Source organism: Pseudoalteromonas sp. J2K-J979, assembly GCF_058169715.2.
Genome location: NZ_CM200281.1, coordinates 219697 through 238365 on the forward strand (window position 1 = coordinate 219697; position 18669 = coordinate 238365).

17 protein-coding genes are annotated in these 18669 nt (G+C 40.7%); 11 read left to right on the top strand and 6 right to left on the bottom strand.

Annotated features, from left to right (window positions below; genetic code table 11):
- Positions 1 to 50 precede the first annotated feature (50 nt).
- From AC3KVK_RS01045 to AC3KVK_RS01060, 4 genes are all read left to right on the top strand, one after another.
- Positions 51 to 1778, top strand: coding sequence for a hypothetical protein (locus AC3KVK_RS01045; protein WP_490312485.1), 1728 nt, complete (start codon positions 51 to 53; stop codon positions 1776 to 1778).
- A 228-nt stretch (positions 1779 to 2006) separates the two neighbouring features.
- Positions 2007 to 2657: a methylamine utilization protein gene (locus AC3KVK_RS01050; protein ID WP_490312484.1), complete on the top strand. Its 651-nt coding sequence runs from the start codon at positions 2007 to 2009 to the stop codon at positions 2655 to 2657.
- Positions 2644 to 5010: an EAL domain-containing protein gene (locus AC3KVK_RS01055; protein WP_490312483.1), complete on the top strand. Its 2367-nt coding sequence runs from the start codon at positions 2644 to 2646 to the stop codon at positions 5008 to 5010. Before AC3KVK_RS01050 ends, AC3KVK_RS01055 begins: the two co-directional genes overlap by 14 nt.
- Before the next feature lies 1 nt (position 5011).
- The gene (locus tag AC3KVK_RS01060) at positions 5012 to 6235 is read left to right on the top strand and encodes a hypothetical protein (RefSeq protein ID WP_490312482.1); all 1224 of its coding nucleotides are present in this window, start codon (positions 5012 to 5014) and stop codon (positions 6233 to 6235) included.
- A 51-nt stretch (positions 6236 to 6286) separates the two neighbouring features.
- On the opposite strand, the gene speE is transcribed toward AC3KVK_RS01060, so the two are convergent.
- Positions 6287 to 7147 (bottom strand): polyamine aminopropyltransferase, encoded by an 861-nt coding sequence (speE, locus tag AC3KVK_RS01065; protein ID WP_490312481.1) that lies wholly within the window; start codon positions 7145 to 7147, stop codon positions 6287 to 6289.
- 218 nt (positions 7148 to 7365) lie between these two features.
- On the opposite strand from speE, the gene speA reads away from it, so the two are divergent.
- The 4 genes from speA to AC3KVK_RS01085 all read left to right on the top strand — a co-directional run bounded on the left by speA (position 7366) and on the right by AC3KVK_RS01085 (position 12486).
- On the top strand, positions 7366 to 9246 hold the full coding sequence (speA, locus tag AC3KVK_RS01070) for a biosynthetic arginine decarboxylase (RefSeq protein WP_490312480.1): 1881 nt from the start codon (positions 7366 to 7368) through the stop codon (positions 9244 to 9246).
- 226 nt (positions 9247 to 9472) lie between these two features.
- The gene (gene yihG / locus AC3KVK_RS01075; RefSeq protein ID WP_490312479.1) at positions 9473 to 10366 is read left to right on the top strand and encodes a 1-acylglycerol-3-phosphate O-acyltransferase, YihG family; all 894 of its coding nucleotides are present in this window, start codon (positions 9473 to 9475) and stop codon (positions 10364 to 10366) included.
- Positions 10366 to 11283: a 1-acylglycerol-3-phosphate O-acyltransferase, YihG family gene (gene yihG, locus AC3KVK_RS01080; protein WP_490312478.1), complete on the top strand. Its 918-nt coding sequence runs from the start codon at positions 10366 to 10368 to the stop codon at positions 11281 to 11283. The genes yihG (AC3KVK_RS01075) and yihG (AC3KVK_RS01080) overlap by 1 nt, the downstream gene beginning before the upstream one ends.
- A 9-nt stretch (positions 11284 to 11292) precedes the next feature.
- On the top strand, positions 11293 to 12486 hold the full coding sequence (locus tag AC3KVK_RS01085) for a mechanosensitive ion channel family protein (protein ID WP_490312477.1): 1194 nt from the start codon (positions 11293 to 11295) through the stop codon (positions 12484 to 12486).
- Between the two features lie 24 nt (positions 12487 to 12510).
- Here the strand turns inward: AC3KVK_RS01085 and AC3KVK_RS01090 are convergent, their stop codons facing one another.
- Genes AC3KVK_RS01090 through chrA form a run of 3 tightly spaced genes read right to left on the bottom strand, consistent with a single transcriptional unit; the run spans position 12511 to position 15788 of the window.
- Entirely contained in the window at positions 12511 to 13434 is a 924-nt protein-coding gene (locus AC3KVK_RS01090) for a histidine kinase (protein ID WP_490312476.1), read from the bottom strand.
- Complete coding sequence (locus AC3KVK_RS01095; protein WP_490312475.1) at positions 13427 to 14620, bottom strand: sensor histidine kinase; 1194 nt, start codon at positions 14618 to 14620, stop codon at positions 13427 to 13429. Before AC3KVK_RS01095 ends, AC3KVK_RS01090 begins: the two co-directional genes overlap by 8 nt.
- Before the next feature lie 34 nt (positions 14621 to 14654).
- Positions 14655 to 15788 carry a chromate efflux transporter gene (gene chrA / locus AC3KVK_RS01100; RefSeq protein WP_490312474.1) on the bottom strand — a complete coding sequence of 378 codons (1134 nt, stop codon included), beginning with the start codon at positions 15786 to 15788 and terminating at the stop codon, positions 14655 to 14657.
- Between the two features lie 238 nt (positions 15789 to 16026).
- Between chrA and AC3KVK_RS01105 the strand changes: the two genes are divergently transcribed.
- Both AC3KVK_RS01105 and AC3KVK_RS01110 read left to right on the top strand, forming a co-directional pair.
- Positions 16027 to 16830, top strand: coding sequence for a substrate-binding periplasmic protein (locus tag AC3KVK_RS01105; RefSeq protein ID WP_490312473.1), 804 nt, complete (start codon positions 16027 to 16029; stop codon positions 16828 to 16830).
- Positions 16831 to 17003: 173 nt separating this feature from the next.
- Complete coding sequence (locus tag AC3KVK_RS01110) at positions 17004 to 17633, top strand: YiaD family glycine zipper/OmpA-like lipoprotein (RefSeq protein ID WP_490312472.1); 630 nt, start codon at positions 17004 to 17006, stop codon at positions 17631 to 17633.
- A gap of 55 nt (positions 17634 to 17688) precedes the next feature.
- Here the strand turns inward: AC3KVK_RS01110 and AC3KVK_RS01115 are convergent, their stop codons facing one another.
- Complete coding sequence (locus AC3KVK_RS01115) at positions 17689 to 18039, bottom strand: rhodanese-like domain-containing protein (RefSeq protein ID WP_490312471.1); 351 nt, start codon at positions 18037 to 18039, stop codon at positions 17689 to 17691.
- A 2-nt stretch (positions 18040 to 18041) separates the two neighbouring features.
- Entirely contained in the window at positions 18042 to 18230 is a 189-nt protein-coding gene (locus AC3KVK_RS01120) for a YgaP family membrane protein (RefSeq protein ID WP_490312470.1), read from the bottom strand.
- A gap of 132 nt (positions 18231 to 18362) precedes the next feature.
- Between AC3KVK_RS01120 and AC3KVK_RS01125 the strand changes: the two genes are divergently transcribed.
- On the top strand, positions 18363 to 18668 hold the full coding sequence (locus AC3KVK_RS01125; protein WP_490312469.1) for an ArsR/SmtB family transcription factor: 306 nt from the start codon (positions 18363 to 18365) through the stop codon (positions 18666 to 18668).
- Position 18669 lies beyond the last annotated feature (1 nt).

The following is an 18669-nucleotide window of genomic DNA, read 5'->3' on the forward strand; positions in this document are numbered from 1 at the left end:
GTAGTAAATTTGTTTATAGTTCAAGCACATTAGAAATGGAGTTTGGCACTATGAAAAAAGCCCTGATCGCAACAGCTGTTATCGCCGCAGGCGTAACCGCATACCTATATCAACAAGATTCAACCTCAATAAATAATGCGCAGGTGCCGCAAGTATCTGAACTTGCCTATGTGCCTGCAGATACATTGTTTTTTGCAGGCCAATTAAAACCTTTTCCTGTTAAGCAATATTTAACGCATTTTTCTCCTAGTTACCCTGATGACTTATCTGCTGAATTGGAACAAGAGTTAGGTGCATCGAAGGAGCCCGCAGCTCGTTTTATTGCAAGCTTATCTCGTCAATATACTCAGGCCGTGACTTCGCCTGATCAGTTTGTTGAGGCGTTTGGTTTGGCAGAGCAAGTGAAAGGCTTGTTTTATATGGTTGGATTACTGCCTGTTCTGCGTTATGAAATCGCCCAACCAGAAGCGCTGTGGAAGATGTTTGAAAAAGCAGAATTGGAATCAGGTTTAGTTGCGAAAAAAGAGCAACTTAATGGCGTAGATATCAGAAAATACCCACTGATAGCAGAAGGTGAGGTTGAGTTTGAATTAGTTGTTTCAGTTAATAATGGCTGGGCGACCATAACGGCGAATACGAATTTCAATCAGCCGAAAGATTTATTACAAGCGCTGGCGATTGAAAAGCCGATCCGCTCTTTAGCGCAAACCGATACGCTACAGACAATGACAACGCAGCATCAGTTTGATGCCAAATACCTTGGTTTTGTGAACCATGTAGCGTTAATTAATGGTTTAACCGGTAAAGATGAAAATCAATTTAGTCAGATGCTTAACCAATTAGGCGGAAATGACATTGATGTTGAAATGGCTGAGTTTCGTACAGAAGCTTGTCAAAATGATTTTGCAGACATTGCTAATCATTGGCCACGTACAGCATTTGGCACCCAGAAGGTGGTTATCACCGATCAAACGGTCGAATTAAATGCAAAAATGGTTATTGAAAGCAACAGTACTGTGCTTAAAGCGCTTGCGAGCATGCGCGGATTTTTACCTGACTTCACAACTCATGCACAAAATAAGATTGCAAGTATTGCCTTTGGTATTGATGCAGCCAAACTTTCCCCCGCAGTAACATCAATGTGGACTGATTTCACCGAAGCGACATATCAATGTGAGCCCCTAGTGGCTGCACAGCAGCAAGTGAGACAAAATAACCCGATGATGCTGACAATGGCAACCAGTATGGCGACAGGGGTGAAAGGTGTGAGTTTATCTTTACTGGATTTTGCATTAAGCGAGCAGCAAGGTCAGCCAAATATCGACAAACTCGATGGGATCCTAACTGTTTCGGCTGCCAATCCAGTGGCGCTATTTAATAGTGTAAAAAGCTTTTACCCACCATTGATGGATGTAAAATTACCAACTGATGGATCAAGTATTAAACTGGAGCAATACCTAGATTTACCTCTTCAATTGAGTCAATCACTTGAGTTGGCTGTAAAGGGGGAGCATTTAGTCTTGTATCGTGGTCAGCAAGCGCAAACCTTGGCTGATTCTTTAATGAATCAAGCGCTCGATACTAATGGCTTTAGTAATTTAGCCGTTGATTATCAAGCATTCTTTAACCCTGTTTTTCAGTTTATAGAAGCCACGGGTGAGACCATCCCGCCTGAGCTGGAGATGCTAAAAGAAACGAATATGCAACTTTACTTTAATACGGACTTTAGCAGTAAAGGTATCGAGTTTAGCAGTGAAATGCGAACAAATAGCCTTTAGCGCTTAAAACAGCGAATAAGTAAAAGGTCTGTTAGTTTACTAACAGACCTTTTTTATTGCCTTAAACAAAGAGTGAAATTAAATATATAAAATGCAGGTCTGCTGTACTCGACGGTGGCTAAATTGGCTTGTGAATTAATGATATTAGACTATTAATTAATACTGTACTTAATTGTTTATTAGATAAAAACTCGTCGCTTAGCTATTTGGTTAAATAAAGGAAGTTTTATGTACAAGTATATTTTAATTGCCATGATAGCGAGCTTATCTTCAATACAGGTCGTTGCAAAATCCTTGTCTATACAAGTTCAAAACCAAGATAAACAACCATTGGAAAATGCGGTTGTTTGGGTTGAGCAAAGCGAGGAAGAATTCGTTCAATCTCAACCTGCCCATACACAAGCATATATTATGGATCAAAAAAATAAGCAGTTTGATCCTTATGTGTTGGCAGTACCTATGGCCAGCGATGTATTGTTTCCGAACTCAGATTCTATTAAGCACCATGTTTATTCGTTCTCACCCGCTAAGCCATTTGAGCTGAAACTGTATAAAGGGTCGAAACATCAGCCTTTGATTTTTAATAAATCAGGTGTGGTTGAGCTCGGTTGTAATATCCATGATTGGATGTTGGGGTATATTTTAGTAGTGCAAAGCCATATTTTAGCCACGACTAATCCAGATGGTTTAGCGACCCTTGAAGGAGTCAGTGATTCGAGAGAACTAAAGGTCTGGCATCCTAGATTTGAAAATAAGCAGTTACCATTCACTTACACTATCGAACCTGAAAAATCGAAGCAAATAATCACAATCACACAGCCTTTGCTCCCAGACCTTCGTCAATTCAGACAAACAGATAAATTTGATGCCTATGAATAAACGCAGCCAATCATTACAGGTAAAAATATTAACATTGTTTGTATTTTTGCTGATTTCTGTGCTCGCTGTGGCGATGGCGACAGTGCTTGGTCAAACTTATCAGCACTCTCATCAGCAGCTCGAGCAACGGATGGCAACTTCAGCCAATGTTGTGCGATTTAAATTTGTTGCCGACGCAGATGTTTTATTAAGGTCTTTGAATACTTTAGTAAAAGATTTTTCTGTTAAGCAGTTGATTGCCAGTGGCGCAGACGACCCTGCCTCCCTAGAATCTGCGCTTAGTAATCATAAGCGTCGTTTAAAGGCTGATTTTGCTTTAGTGTTAAATCAAGATCAAAAAATTATTGCGGGTACCACAGCATTTACTCAAGATGCTGATTTTGACTTTGATTTATCAAACTATAGTGACCATCAAATTAGATTGATTGAGCTTGCAGATCAGTTCTACTTAACAAAAATAGCCCCGGTAAAATTTGTTGAAAGTGCTAGCGGAGTCAATGCGTGGATGGTGATGGGGATTAATATTGACAGCCTTGTTAATGAGCGCATCGTTGAACTGGCTGGATTTAACGTCAGCGTGGTTTTGGCCCCACAAAAAGCGAACTATTTAGCCTCAACAATGAACAAAGCTCACTACCAAAATTTAATTAACAGTGGTTTAAGTTTTAATGATGAGGTGGCGTCATTTGATTTAGCTGATCAAAAGTTTGTTGCTGGCCTATTCGAACTAGGGTTTGTGAAAGAGCAAAAACTCTACATGTTGTTGACGACAGATAAAGCCCATGCATTTGTCTCGTTTAATACCCTAATGGTGCAATTATCTGTATTAATTATTTTTTCGGTAATTTTGGCATTTATTGCCGCCTTTTTTGTCTCTAAAAGTGTAACGAAGCCACTGACATCTTTGATGAAAATTGCTGAAAATATTCAAAAAGGCGATTACAGCAATCCGCTGCCTCAATCATCGACTCGCGAGGTTGATTCGTTATCTTTAGCACTTAATACCATGCAACACAGTATTGAAGAGCGTGAAGTAGAAATTAACCAATTGGCGTATTTTGATAAGTTAACAGAATTACCTAATCGAAATCACTTTGTATTACAGCTAAATAAAGTGATTTCAGAGCATCAAGAGCAAGGGCTGACCCTTGCGGTATTGCAACTTGATCTGGATCGATTTAAGGAAGTGAATGACACATTAGGTCATGCGTTTGGGGATGAACTCCTCAGAGTTGTGGGGAAAAGGTTGCAAACGTTTGTTTACCCCAATGCATTTTTTGCTCATTTTGCTGCTGATGAGTTTGGTTTGATTTTACCCGATATTGATGTTCAGCAATTAGACAGTGTGCTTGGGCAGTTTGAAAAGTTATTCGCATTGCCGTTTAGTGTTGAAGATGTCGCATTGGATGTTGATGCAAGCTTTGGGGTGTCACTCTACCCTGAGCATGGCGATACCTCAGGCAAACTGTTGCAGTGTACAGATATTGCAATGCATGCCTGCAAGGGTAAGCATGTACATCATATCCTGTATTATCAGCAGTTAAATAAACACTCGTTATTGCGTTTAAGTTTAATGTCTGAGTTGCGCAGCGCCATAAATGATGATCAGCTGGAATTGTTTTATCAACCTAAGCTTGATCTAATTCAGCAAAAAATAATCAGTGTTGAATGTTTAGTGCGCTGGCATCATCCAGAACATGGCTTTATTCAACCTGATGATTTTATTCCTTTGGCGGAGCAAAGTGGTCATATTCGTGCACTAACAGAATGGGCGATAGATACTGCGCTGAAACAAAAAAAATCATGGTTAAGGCAAGGGATTGATGTGCAGATGGCGGTTAATATTTCTGCGGTAGACTTAATTGACTTAAAACTGCCTGCCTACGTAGCACAACTGATGACTCATTATGGCTTACAGCCAAACGCTTTAAAACTCGAAGTGACTGAAAGTGCGGTGATGGCAGAGCCAGAGCAAGCATTGCGAGCGTTATGTATGTTAAACCAAATGGGGATCAAACTATCTATTGATGATTTTGGAACTGGGTTTTCATCGATGGCACAGCTTAAAAAGATGCCATTAGATGAGCTCAAAATAGATAAATCATTTGTTTTAGACCTCAATCATGATGAAGACGATGAGGTCATTGTGAAATCAACCATTGAATTGGCGCATAACCTGTCTTTATCGGTTGTCGCTGAAGGGGTTGAAGATTTAGCGACCTTGAATAAATTGGCTGCATTTGGTTGTGATACCGCACAAGGGTATTTTATTGCTAAGCCGATGACAGTTCAGAATTTCAATGATTGGTGGGATCCGATTGAGTTAATAAAGCAAATTTCTCAAGGAGAGTAAGGTGCGATTACAAACGCTTAGCTTTGGGTGTATGTTGGCATTTAGTGGTAGTTGTATTGCGGCAGAAGTGTCGGGTTTGATGCAAATAAGATACAACCAAACTGATAATCCTCAATCTTGGTTATACCAAGGCACGGGCGGGTATCGTTATGATGATGAACGCAGCGGATTGAGCATCGGTCAAGCGTTACTCAGTATTGAACAAGACTTTGATAGCGGATTGACGGGTCATGCCGTGGTTAATTATAACGATGATCCAAATCCGAGTGTTGGATTCACACAAGCCTATTTGAAGTATAAACCCTTAACAAAAAGTGGATATAAATGGCAGGTACAAGCAGGGTTGTTTTATCCCAAAATGTCATTAGAGAACCCGGATATAGCTTGGCTATCGCCTTATACGTATAGCAACTCTGCAATAAACTCTTGGATAGGTGAAGAAATAAAGACAGTAGGGGCTGAGTTTGAAATCAGCCGCCCTGGTCGGCAGTTTTCTAGTCCACACAGCTTTAATTTTGTCGCTTCAATTTTTAAAGGAAACGATCCTGCTGGTACGCTATTAGCTTGGCGAGGATTTGCAATTCATGACCGTCAAACCAGCTTAAATGAAGTAGTCCCGTTTGCCGCGCTTCCTAGTTTCGAGAATACACCGTTAAGTAAACAAGCTGATAATGTGCGACCATTTGAAGAAATTGATGGGCGATTTGGTGCATATATTGGCATACATTGGGATTATTTTAAGCAGTCGCAATTACGTGTTTATTTTTATGACAATAATGGTGATCCCAGTGTATTGAATGAGCGCACAGGCCAATATTCGTGGGACACGAAGTTTACTTCAGTGGCGTGGCAATATAAGTTAAATCAACAATGGCGGGTGATCACTCAGGCAATGATTGGGAATACTGCGATGGGTCATTCGCGAGGTGTCGATACTGATTTTAGCGCTTATTATGCGTTAGTGAGTTATCAGCATGGCGTACATCGATTCAGTGCCCGCTTTGATGACTTTACGGTGACTGAGCAGGATCATTGGTTTTGGGACCCGAATGATAGTGACGGTCAATCGTGGACGTTGGCATGGCGCTACGATGTAAGAAATAATTGGCAGTTCGGACTGGAATTTAGTCTATTGGATACGTTTGTTGAAAACCGCAATTTGTGGGGTTGGTCACAACACGAAACCCAGCAGCAATGGCAAGGGAATCTTCAATACCGCTTTTAATTACCCAATAAAAAACGCAGCGTCTGCTGCGTTTTTTATAATGACGTCACTTTATTTATTAAAAGCGCGCTTCATAAAGCCTGGTGTAGCGAGGGCTCCGTGGTGAATACCGGCATTATAATACTCAGTTTCAAACGATGCGTTTTGTGCATCATCTTCGCGAAAGCCCGAAAATTGTTCATCTTTGCGCGCAAGTGTGACAGACCATAAACCGGATGGGTAGATAGGTTGTGGAAATGGTAGAGTTTGCAAATCAACAAAGCCAACATCTAGCATTGCTTGGCGCATTTCAATTAACAAAGGCATATGCATCAAAGGTGATTCACTTTGCTGTACTAAGACTCCACCTGAGCGGAGTGCTTTTAAACAGCTGGTATAAAATGCATGGTTAAATAACCCTTCACCAGGCCCAACCGGATCTGTACCATCAACAATAATGACATCAATGGACTCAGGCGCTGCTTCAGCCATATATTTGATCCCGTCATCGAACATCACTTTGGCACGAGGGTCGTTGTTAGATTCACATAATTCAGGGAAGTATTTTAGCGACATTTCAGTGACGACTTCATCAATATCAATTTGATGGGCAGTTTCAACACTTGGGTGTTTTAACACTTCGCGTAATGTCCCACAATCACCGCCACCAATGATTACGACATTTTTAGGGTTTGGATGGCTGTACAGCGCTGGATGGCTGATCATTTCGTGATAAAAAAAGTTTTCGCGAGTGGTGACCATAGTGCAGCCATCAATAATCATCAGATTACCAAAGTCTGTGGTGTCATACATTTCTACTTTTTGAAATGGAGATTGCTTTTCATCGAGCTTTTTATTGATACGCAAAGAAAATGCGCTGCCATCACGGTCACTGATTTCAGTAAACCATTTATCTTGATCTAAGTTAGCCATGTCGTTATCACTATGGTGGTGGTAAAAATTGCGGCAATTTTGCCAGTGCTTGCCGAGGAGCTCAATTAAATTTTCGTCAAAATTGAAATTAGCTATGAATTATCGTTCAAAAGTAGCGAATTGTAGAGATTGGCAATAAATTAGAAGGGATTTTCATTGGCGTGGCTTTTGTTATCCGCATAAAATGCCTTGTAAAGAATTTAAATATAGAGACTGCCATGATGTGGGGTTCAGAAAAAGCAAAAGCAATTTACAACGTTGCTCATTGGAGTGAAGGGTATTTTGATGTTGATCCATCGGGACATTTGGTGGCTTATCCTGATCGAGATCAAAGTAAAAATGGGATTTCATTTCATACCTTAACTGAGCAATTCAAAGAGCAAGGTCTCACGTTACCGGTGTTGGTTCGCTTTACCGATATTTTGCAAAATCGCGTAGATAATTTAGTTGAAGCATTTGAGCAAGCCAAAACGGCACGCGATTACCAAGGTGTGTATACGGCCGTCTATCCAATCAAAGTGAATCAGCAATATTCAGTAGTTAAAAAGCTGATTGACCATCCAAGTAATAAAGTGGGGCTTGAAGCGGGCTCGAAACCAGAGTTAATGGCTATTCTAGGGGTTGCTCAACGGCCGTTAACGATTGTCTGTAATGGTTACAAAGACAGTGAGTTTTTACGTCTTGCTTGTATAGGTCAAGCGATGGGGCATCAGGTTAATATCGTGGTGGAGAAATTATCAGAACTCTCCACACTCTTGAACGAAATAGACGATTTAGGGGTTGAGCCTTCCATTGGTATTCGTATTAAGCTGAACTCTGTTGGAAAAGGAAAGTGGCAAAATACGGGCGGCGAAAAAGGCAAGTTTGGTTTAACCGCAGGGCAAGTGTTATCGGCAGTTAATACATTAAAAGCGGCAGGTAAGTTGCACCTTATGCAGCTAGTGCATTTCCATATTGGATCGCAAGTGGCCAATATTCGTGATATTCATCGCGCCCTTAGAGAATGTGCCCGCCATTTTGCAGAATTGTCACAAATGGGCGTGCCTTTAAAAATAGTGGATGTGGGTGGGGGACTGGGCGTTGACTACGAAGGATCAAGTTCTCGCAGTGCGTGTTCTATGAATTACAGCGTTGCTGAGTATGCGCGTAATGTAGTGGCGGCCTTTGCCGATGTGTGCGAACAAAATAACCTCGTACATCCAAATATTATTACTGAATCTGGGCGTGCGTTGACTGCGCACCACGCTGTATTGATCACCGATGTTATTGACATTGAAAGGGCACCTAAAGAAATGGCGCCTACGCCTCCTTCAGCAGATGCGGCAGCGATTTTGAATGAAATTTGGCATAGCTTTAATCAAATTAGCCCACGGATGGCGATTGAAACATACCATGATGTGATGCATCTATTCAGTGAGGCACATGGTCAGTATGTACACGGTTTATTGAGTTTGAATGATTGGGCGCAAGTGGAATTATTGTACTTTAGTACCTTGCATAAAGTTCGTGCTCAGCTTGATGTAAACTCACGTTCGCACCGAGAGGTGCTTGATGATTTAAACGAAAAACTCGCTGATAAGTTATTTGTGAATTTTTCTTTATTTCAATCAATGCCTGACGTGTGGGGGATTGAGCAGTTATTTCCAATTATGCCCATTGAAAATTTAGATCAACCACTGACCCAGCGAGCGATTTTACAGGATATTACCTGCGATTCTGACGGGCAAATCAGAGAATATGTCGATGGTGCAGGTATCGAGTCGAGCTTACCTATGCCACAGTACACGCCTGGTCAGCAGTATCATATTGGCATGTTTATGGTGGGAGCGTATCAAGAGATTCTGGGGGATTTACATAATTTATTTGGTGATACGGACTCGGTACATGTTGAGTTAACAGAGCAAGGGTATCAACTGACTTCGGCGATTAAAGGTGACAGTGTCACTGATGTGTTGAAATTTGTGCACTTTGATGCCAATAAATTAGAAACGGCATATGCCGAACAAATTGATAAACTGGCGGTTAACGTGGCGACTAAACAGCAATACTTAGATGAATTAAAGGCAGGGTTGAGAGGGTATACTTACTTTGAAGACTAGTACCGTTTTCATGTTCGCGAACGGAAAGATTGCCTAATTCGGTAGTGATTGATATGAAAAAGGGTTAACGATACTTCAAGTCGTTAACCCTTATTTAATTATGGAGTTTTTTCTCCTCTTATCAGGGGTCTTTGCAGGGTTGTTTATTCGCAATTTGCCTTTAAATGGGTATAATGAGCTGTTTTTTTAAGCGCTATTATTTAGTTATTTCATCAAGGAGCGAGTAGTGGCTGTTGTGCTCTCCAGTATCAGAATCATCATTGCGGGCATGCTTTATTGCCTCAATACCTTAGTGTGGGTTGGTCCTATTTTTTTATGTGGGCTTCTAAAGTTAATTCCAATCAAACCATGGCAAAAAGCAATGAGTTGGCTCGCAAAAAGTTGTGCCAGTTTTTGGGTTGGCTGTAATAGTGTTATCCAAAATGTTTGCACCCCTTTCGAGTTGTCAGTCAGCGGGCTGGATAGTTTAAAAAAGAAAGATTGGTATTTAGTAATCGCGAATCATCAAAGTTGGGTCGATATTTTGGTCATGCAACGCTTGCTCCATAAACGGATCCCATTTTTGAACTTTTTTTTGAAGCAAGAACTTATATATGTACCTTTCTTGGGTTTGGCTTGGTGGGCGCTCGATTTTCCATTTATGAAACGCACCAGTAAAGCGCAGCTGAAAAAGAACCCATCTTTACGTGGTAAAGATATGGAAACAACTCGTAAAGCTTGTGAAAAATTTAAAGAAATGCCGGTCAGTATAGTGAACTTTGTTGAAGGAACCCGCTTTACAGACAAAAAACATCAAAGGCAAAATAGTCCTTTCAATCATTTGCTTAAGCCAAAAGCAGGTGGGGTAGCATTTGTTATGCAAGCGATGGGTGAGCAATTAGCGCAAGTGGTGAATATTACAATTCATTATCCGCAAGGGATCCCTACTTTTGTTGATTTCTTGGCTGGGCGAGTGAAAGAAGTTCAAGTTGCTGTGAATGTTATGCCGGTGTCAGAGCACTTTATTGGTGATTACACCAATGACAATGAGTTCAGAGTGAAATTTCAACAAGAATTGAATCAATTATGGCAAGAAAAAGATCAACAAATTGCTCGCTTAGCACATAAGGAGCAAGCTTAATGCTTGCACGTTGGTTGCCAGCCCCCATACTAGCAAGTGTTGTTTTTTTTGGCTTGTTGGTTAACCTGATATTTTGGGGGGTAATTGTATTCACTTTAGGCTTAATTAAGCTGGTGTTTCGTGTTCGACCAGTCAGTGTGTTGTTGCACTGGGCTTACAAAGGCTGGTGTGTCGGTAATACATGGGCAATTAAATCGGCTTGTACAGAGCTACAAATTAATGTGCGCGGATCCTTAAAAGCAGATTCTTGGTATTTGTTAATTGCCAATCATCAATCAAGTTTAGACATCGTTCTTCTTACTGCTTTGGGGCAATTGCCAGCGCCTAAATTTTTCTTAAAAGATGAGCTTAAGTTTGTGCCCTTTGTAGGCATGGGGGCGTGGGCAATGGATATGCCGTTTATGAAGCGAGTTAGCAAAGAGAAACTAGCTAAGAACCCGAAGTTGAAGGGCTTGGATGTCGAAAGAACCAAGCAGAGCTGTCGTTATTTTCGTGAGCACCCGACAACGATTATTAATTTTGTCGAAGGCTCTCGCTTCACGGTTCACAAGCATGCGCAACAACAAAGTGAGTTCACCTATTTACTACGCCCAAAAGCGGGAGGTATTGCTTTTGCGTTAAGTGTATTGGGTTCGCAATTTGATGCGATGCTTAACACCTCAATTGTATATACAGGTGTATCAGACTCTATTCTGACGGATTTTTTTGCAGGAAAGTTATCATCGATCCAAGTCGATATTGATGTCACGCCCATTGATGTGAGTTTATTGGGTGATTATCAAAGCGATCGGCAATTTCGTATGGAGTTTCAAGAAAAGCTAAATCAAATCTGGCACGCTAAAGACCAACATATTGCTCAGATGAAGCGCCAACCACAGCCACAGTTTCAAAGTCAAATGGATGAAAGTGCGACTTAGGAGAAAGGAATGAGTCAATTAAAAGCTATGCTGTCCGATTGGATTGAGCCAATGAATAATGCGCCAATAATCGCAGATATTTGTGCAACAAGTGTCGGCTTTATCTGTCTAGCCATTATTTATTTGTTTGCTAAGCGCTTGTTTTTGCCAACCATTCAACGGTTTGTTATTTATTTATCCCCCAACAAGGCCGGTAGCCTTAGTCCTTTGCTGGATAAATTTAATGGTCGTTTAGCGGTCATGTTGTGTTGTGTCATTTATCTCAGCACGCTTACGTTTGTTTTTCCATTTTCGGAGTTCGTGATTGATTTAATGCGCTTTGCTGGTCAATGGGTCATGTTGGTATATGGCGGGTTAATTTTTAGTGCGATTATTAATATTCTTGGTGGTATATACAACCAATTGGCTTTTGCTAAAGACGTGCCTATTCAAGGTGTGATACAGCTTCTTAAATTAATCACTTTTATTGTGGTGGCAGTATTATCTGTCAGTTTGGTTATGGATAAATCGCCAACTTATATTCTGTCCGGATTTGGTGCTTTAGCTGCTGTATTACTACTTGTTTTTAAAGATACAATTTTGGGGTTTGTGGCGAGTATCCAAATCGCGGCAAATCGACTGGTAACTCATGGTGATTGGATTCAGTTTGACCAATATGGTGCAGATGGAGAAGTTGAAAGCTTAGGCCTTAACACGGTCAAGGTCCGAAATTGGGATAAAACCATCACCAGCATTCCGACTTATGCCCTAATCGCACATTCATTTAAGAATTGGCGTGGGATGCAGGAGTCGGGAGGTCGGCGAATTAAGCGCTCACTCAATATTGATATGCATACTATAGGGTTGATTGATGATGCTGTAATGGATCGATTAAAACAGCATGCCGTTTTTGATGATTTTTTAGCACAAACAGATGTCAGTTCGGTCGGAGTGACAAATGTAACTTTGTTTCGCCAGTACGCTGAATTCTATTTGAAACAACATGTGGCGCTGAACCGTACCATGACGTTAATGGTTCGCGAACTTCAGCCAACAGCGATGGGATTGCCTGTTGAGTTTTATTGCTTCAGTGATGATCAGCGCTGGATACCTTACGAGCATCTTCAGGCGGCAATCACTGATCATTTTTTAGCTGTGCTTCCATTGTTTGGTTTACGCCCATTTCAGCATTTGACAGGAGGGCTTGCCCAACCAGAGCGCTGATATGAAAATCGCTTTGGTACTTGTTTAGCGAACCGTCAGCACAACTGTATTATCTGAGTAATCTAATACGGCATGTTGACTAAAAAATTGTGGATATTGCTTACTGAGTTTGCGTTTGATTACTCTGGGGTAGCTGTAAACACCACTAATTGAGAGGCGCCAATGTTTCTCATCGCGTGTGAAACGAATATGCAGCGGTTGATCTACTTTACGATTCAGTAAATAACATAAGTGGTAAATACACAGGGGTGGAACCTCAATATCTGCAATTAATCGCTCGTCGATTTCGTCAATTATAATATCACCAGCATCGGCCAAATGTTGCATAAAATGCACGGCATGGAGCTCATCCTTTAGAAAGACTTCATTTTGCTTACTGGCTTTGAGTTTATAGCGTAACAGTTCGGCTAAGTCGGTAATTGAATCGCAAGCGGCATCACGATCCTTATCCATGAGTAGCTCTATTTTATCTAAGCTTTGATAAAGTAACTCTGGTTGGATTTGTTGTGTTAACAATTTGAGATTTAGTTCTTGGAATTGTGATTCAAGACGCCCTCTTTCTCGCGCGCTTAACGCGAGCCGATAACCGATAACCCAAATTATATTGAGTAAAATATTTAAGCCAAACAGACTATTAAACAAGCTGCTTTTATCATCTGAGTCAGTTTCCCAAATCATGGTTAACAAGTGAATAGGGACACTTGCGGCTAATGTCGTTGCCGTCACTGCAACAAAAAAAGAGATAATATGGCGGTGTGCAATTTTTTTGATGATGGCTCTGGCAACAAAATGCCAGCAAGTTAAACAAATAAAAATAAAGATCACCCAATCATGGGTATAGATGAAAATTTTACTGGGCTCTACAACCGCCAAAGAAATTAATGGGAAAGTACAAATAAGTAAAAAAATCACGGCTTGTGCTAGCCAATAATCAGTCATTCTAGGCATGTTTTTTTACCGAAAAAGGAATTACTAACGAGACCTGATAACTTGCATCGTCAATGACTTGGGATGACAGTTTGCTATTTTTTCCATAAATTAGGTCAAGCCTCTGAGATAAATTGGCAAGCCCGGTTTTGGTACCATCAGCTTGATGATCTGGTTTTATCGGATTAATGACTTCGATGGTTAACTTACCCCGGTAGACTCGTGCTCTGATGGTGATTTTCCCACCATAGATCAGCGGGGTGATGCCGTGTTTAATCGCATTTTCGATAAACGTAAATAAACTCATAGTGGGTAAAATTGCATTTAATGCTTTTTGATCTACAAGCCAAACCAGCGATAGGCGCTCTTCGAAGCGCACTTTTTCTAATTCTAAATATAACTGGCATAACTTGATTTCTTTTTCGAGCGTTTGTAAGTGTTGTTTATTCTCAAAATGGTGTTTGAATAACGCCCTAAATTGTTTTAATAGCGTTTTCGCTTCATCTGTATCTTCATAGAGCATGCCACGAATACTATTTAGTGAGTTAAATAAAAAGTGCGGATTTAATTGATATGTGAGGATATCGAGTTGCTGCTTTTTAAGTTGTTTTTTTAGTTGTTGTTTGTGCCTAAGAGCTTGATATTGAAGTAACACTAAAGCTAACAAGCAATAAAATAGGCCATGGACAAACATCTCAGCAAAAAATATCCCGGCTCCAGTGGCTGTATCGTACCCTTCAGCGGAGCTATTTAAGTGGATCCCAAAGGAGACAGAGGTTTCCTCGTCGTCTTCTTGATTGACTAATTGTTTGTTATGCGGTGAGGTTGCTTCATCCAAAGTGGGTTGCTCAGGGGTCTCTTTGGAGGCTTTTTCAACGTGCAACTTCAGTAAAAAAGAGCCAGGAGAGCTGATTGAATGAGTATAAGTGGCACTGCCTAGGCCTGCTAAAAAACCAAAGACCAGTGACAATAAATAAATGCGTTTACGGCTATTATTTTTTTTGTATAAGAGGAAATTAAGCGGAAAATAAATCAGTAAACAAGGCAGGAGTATAACTTGTACAAAGTGATGTAAAAAACTGACGCAAGCACGGGTATCTACATCTTTTAGAGATTCAGGAATACCTATGGTACTTAACGCGAGTAACAGTGTCAGAGACACTTGTACACAGATTAATACCCGATGCTGGCGAATTAATTTAAACACGATTTTCCCTGATGACTGCTTTTATAGCTTTTTATTAGTGCAATACAAAGCCTAGTGTAACAAAGGCGAGTACCAAAAACAGTATTTTAACTTTTAAAAATCGTAAACAAATAAAACCGAGCAAAACAATTGCTAAATCACGTGGTTGATGGACCGAAGAGGTAAATATAGGTTGGTAAAGTGCGGCCAGTAACAACCCGACAACAGCTGCATTGACCAGCGACATCGCGTGAGAAAATCGAGGTTGTTGACTCAAAGTTTGCCAACTATCGCGAACCATTAATAACAATAAGAACCCAGGTAAGAAGATAGCCAATGTTGCCAAAGTGGCGACCATTAATGCGTTATTCGGTTCGGCAATGGCGCCTAAATAAGTGGCGATGCTGAACATGGGCCCAGGAACTGCTTGGGCTGCAGAATATGCGACTAAAAAACTATCATCTGAAATATTGGGAACGGCTGCTTGTAAAAGGGGTAAGACCACATGGCCTCCTCCAAAAACAAACAAGCCAGCATAATAAAAAGAGGCCACTAATTGACTCAAATCATCCCAAGCAAAGAGTGCAGCGATACTCAAAATTAGAAAGGTAATTAAGGGGAGCTTACTGGGTTGTAATGCTTTTAAGCTGATGGTATTTGTAGATTGCTCTTTACAAGTTAAGTAGCCAAACAGAGCTGCGCAGCACAGGGCCAATAATTGAGTTTGTGGATGTGGGATCACTAAAATTACAACGGCGGTTAGCAGGCATGTAAGTATTGAGGTCTGCGTCTTACAAAAACTACGACCCATTGATATTACTGCATCGAGTACCACGACAACGGCAAAAAGCTTAAGTCCGGTTGTGGCGGCAAGTAAATATGCATTATTACTGTTAGGGATAGTAGCTAAACAATATAGCAGTAAGAAAGAAGGGAAAGTGAACCCTAAAAATGCAGCGCAAGCCCCTAATATACCACCTTTTTGTAAGCCGATACCAAACCCGACTTGGCTTGAGCTAGGTCCAGGTAAAAATTGTGATAAGGCGATGAGTTGTGCGTATTGCTCGGGTGTTAACCAGCGTTTTTGATCGACAAATACTCGTTGAAAAAAACCTAAATGCGCTGCAGGGCCGCCAAAGCTAGTACAGCCGAGTTGTAGAAATAGCCAAAAAATTTTAAGTGTATTCACGCATGCCCTTTTTGCTGAAGGTAGAGAGAGTAATATCTTACTTAATTTATATTTAATAGAAAGGCACGTTCAATTAATTAAGCTTAAATGAGCTGTCTTTGAACTTACATAGTATGGGTTGATCCTTGCTAATTAGGAGGACTCAGAGCAAGACAAATATTCTTAAGTGTATTAGAATCAAAATTGATCAAGTGAGTAGTAAAAGGATGTTCACATTTATCTAGAAGGTAATGATTGAGTGATAAACACCTTTATTCGACTTTTTATTTGTTTGCAGTTATTTGCTGGGGTTGTATATGCTCAGCAAAGCTACTCGCCGCGCATTTCTATCGGTATTCATCACGCGCCGCCTTTATCCTATGCTGATAATCAAGCTCGGCCATCAGGCTTAATCATTGATATTTTAGATGTCCTTGCAAAAGAGTTGGATTTCTCTTTACAGATTGTCCCTTGCCCTTTCTCCCGTTGTTTAAAAATGGTTAAAGAGGGAAAGATAGACTTACTTGGAGAGCTAATTTATACCGAAGCGCGCGCCAAAGAGCTGGAATATATGTTTCCGGCTTATATGATTTTACACTCGTCTTTTGTTTTTTATGCACTTCATAATAGTGATATTAAAGTCGAAAATTACCAACAGCTAGCTGATAAACGGATTGCAGTCATGCGAGGGGCAGCATATTTTTCTCGTTTTGACCAAGATACTTCTTTGCAAAAGGTGCCCGTCGATACCGAACGCGTAGTGGTTGAAATGTTACTTAAAGGCCGAGTTGATTTAGCGATTTCAGTTGAGGCTACAGCTGATCACAGTATGGGGGTGTTAAATCAACCGTCGCAACGGTTAAAAAAGCTCGCTTATCGTTATCAAGATGAAATATTAGGTCATGCCGTAATGTCGAAAAAGTTTGCGGCTAATCCGTTGGCGGATAAATTCAAAAAAACCTATCAATTATTAGCGCAGCAAGGAAAGTTCGATGACATCCTTGCTCGTTATAATTTACCGACGATTGCGTCAGCTTCGAGCACCACGAAAGATAATCACTGATCAAGATAATGTACCTCCAATTGCATTATCGGTTTGCTTGCTCAGTATTCGATAATGCTTTCATCATCTATTCAGTTTCAATGATTACACTCAATGACATTAAATTACCTTTATGTCAGTAAATTGTGCGGCATAATAGTGTAGAACACTTGTATATACATGGGAAAACACTAATGAAACAACCGATCCTTCTACTTCCGGCTATTATTTTACCGCTGATTTTGAGTGGCTGTGCCTCAACAAATGCCGAAAAAGGAGCCGCAATCGGTGCGGTTACCGGAGCCATACTTGGCAAGTCGACAAGTAACCATAAAGATAAACGCCTAGTATATGGTGCTGCAATAGGTGCGATTGCTGGTGCAGCGATTGGCAGTTATATGGATCAACAGGAGCAAGCTTTCCGTGATGAGCTCGCGGGTTCTGGCGTAGAAGTGATTCGAGAGGGTGATAACCTACGTTTAGTGATGCCGTCGAATATTACTTTTGCGACTGATCAGTCTTATATTTCTAGCGGTTTTCATGGCACCTTAGATGCGATTGCTAAAGTAATGAATAAATACGAAAAAACGTATTTGAGCATCGAAGGCCATACTGATAGCACTGGTAAAACACAGTACAATCAAACTCTGTCAGAACAACGTGCTTTGAGTGTTAAAAACTACTTATTAAACCAGCAAATTCTAGCGGTGCGCATAGCGACGCTTGGTTTAGGTGAAACACGCCCTATCGCTAGCAATCAATCGGCTTCGGGGCGTGCGTTAAATCGACGGGTAGAGATTCAAATCGTCCCTAATAAGGCATAATCGGTCAGCTGTTATAAACAAGAGCCAAGCTACAGCACGTAGATGGGCTCTTTTTTTAAGGCTGGTAAGTCGCTTGAATGTCTGGCGCTTTACAGGTAATCACACTCACGTTTTCATAACCAACCCGCTTGAGTTGCTCTGCACTTAAAGTCGCACGAGCTGCTGTGGCACAATGGAGGTATATCGGTTTAGTCGGATCTTTTTCGATTTCCAACAGCTTCATTTCTAATAATCCTCGAGGGATATTAATCGCGCCATAAGCTGGCATCGTTGCATGCTCTGCTGGCTCTCTGACATCAATGAGTAATCCATTGTTATCGTTCATCTCAGTTTTCGCTTGTGCTGCTGTAATGCGGCGTGTGCTAGCCGCCACCTCAGCAATTAAGTCAGGTATTGTTTTGAGCATGGTTAATCCTTAAATCCAAGAGAACGAAGAAAACTAATCATAGGGCACCACTTAGAAAATGCAGACTGAATTAAGTTCAGAGCAATAAATAAACTGAAAAAGACCCAATAAGGGTGAACAAAGTGACTAAGGAGTACTGAAATAATCATCATCAGACCTGCTATCAGTCGTAATGCATCATTAACAATCATAACTAAATCCTCATGTGTGAGCCGAAGTTATTTTTAGTATATTAGATTTTGTTAATTTAGCAATTTCTAATATTAGACTTTTCTAATGTATAAAACTATACTTTTATCATTCGATTGAAGTAGGGGGATAAAATGCAGCTAGATATGGCGCAATTAACACAAAATGCAGAACTGGCAGAGGCATTTTTAAAGCTATTAGCGAATAAAAACCGCTTAATGATTTTGTGCACCTTGCAGCAAGGGGAGTTGAGTGTGACACAGCTCAACAATCAGGTACCACTTGCGCAATCGGCGTTATCACAGCATTTAGCAAGTTTACGAAAATCAGGCCTAGTGTCGACGCGCCGCGAAGCGCAAACAATTTATTATCGGGTTGAGGATCCGCGAGTAGCCGCTATTTTGTCGCAGCTTTATCAGTTTTTCTGTCAAGGGAATTAAA

Bases quoted from the DNA above. Each gene is read 5' to 3' on its own strand.
- AC3KVK_RS01085 (WP_490312477.1), top strand. From the start codon at position 11,293: ATGAGTCAATTAAAAGCTATGCTGTCCGATTGGATTGAGCCAATGAAT.
- AC3KVK_RS01045 (WP_490312485.1), top strand. From the start codon at position 51: ATGAAAAAAGCCCTGATCGCAACAGCTGTTATCGCCGCAGGCGTAACC.
- AC3KVK_RS01050 (WP_490312484.1), top strand. From the start codon at position 2,007: ATGTACAAGTATATTTTAATTGCCATGATAGCGAGCTTATCTTCAATA.
- speE (WP_490312481.1), bottom strand. From the start codon at position 7,147: ATGGCTAACTTAGATCAAGATAAATGGTTTACTGAAATCAGTGACCGT.
- AC3KVK_RS01110 (WP_490312472.1), top strand. From the start codon at position 17,004: ATGAAACAACCGATCCTTCTACTTCCGGCTATTATTTTACCGCTGATT.
- AC3KVK_RS01055 (WP_490312483.1), top strand. From the start codon at position 2,644: ATGCCTATGAATAAACGCAGCCAATCATTACAGGTAAAAATATTAACA.
- AC3KVK_RS01120 (WP_490312470.1), bottom strand. From the start codon at position 18,230: ATGATTGTTAATGATGCATTACGACTGATAGCAGGTCTGATGATGATT.
- yihG (WP_490312478.1), top strand. From the start codon at position 10,366: ATGCTTGCACGTTGGTTGCCAGCCCCCATACTAGCAAGTGTTGTTTTT.
- AC3KVK_RS01090 (WP_490312476.1), bottom strand. From the start codon at position 13,434: ATGCCTAGAATGACTGATTATTGGCTAGCACAAGCCGTGATTTTTTTA.
- speA (WP_490312480.1), top strand. From the start codon at position 7,366: ATGATGTGGGGTTCAGAAAAAGCAAAAGCAATTTACAACGTTGCTCAT.
- AC3KVK_RS01115 (WP_490312471.1), bottom strand. From the start codon at position 18,039: ATGCTCAAAACAATACCTGACTTAATTGCTGAGGTGGCGGCTAGCACA.
- AC3KVK_RS01125 (WP_490312469.1), top strand. From the start codon at position 18,363: ATGCAGCTAGATATGGCGCAATTAACACAAAATGCAGAACTGGCAGAG.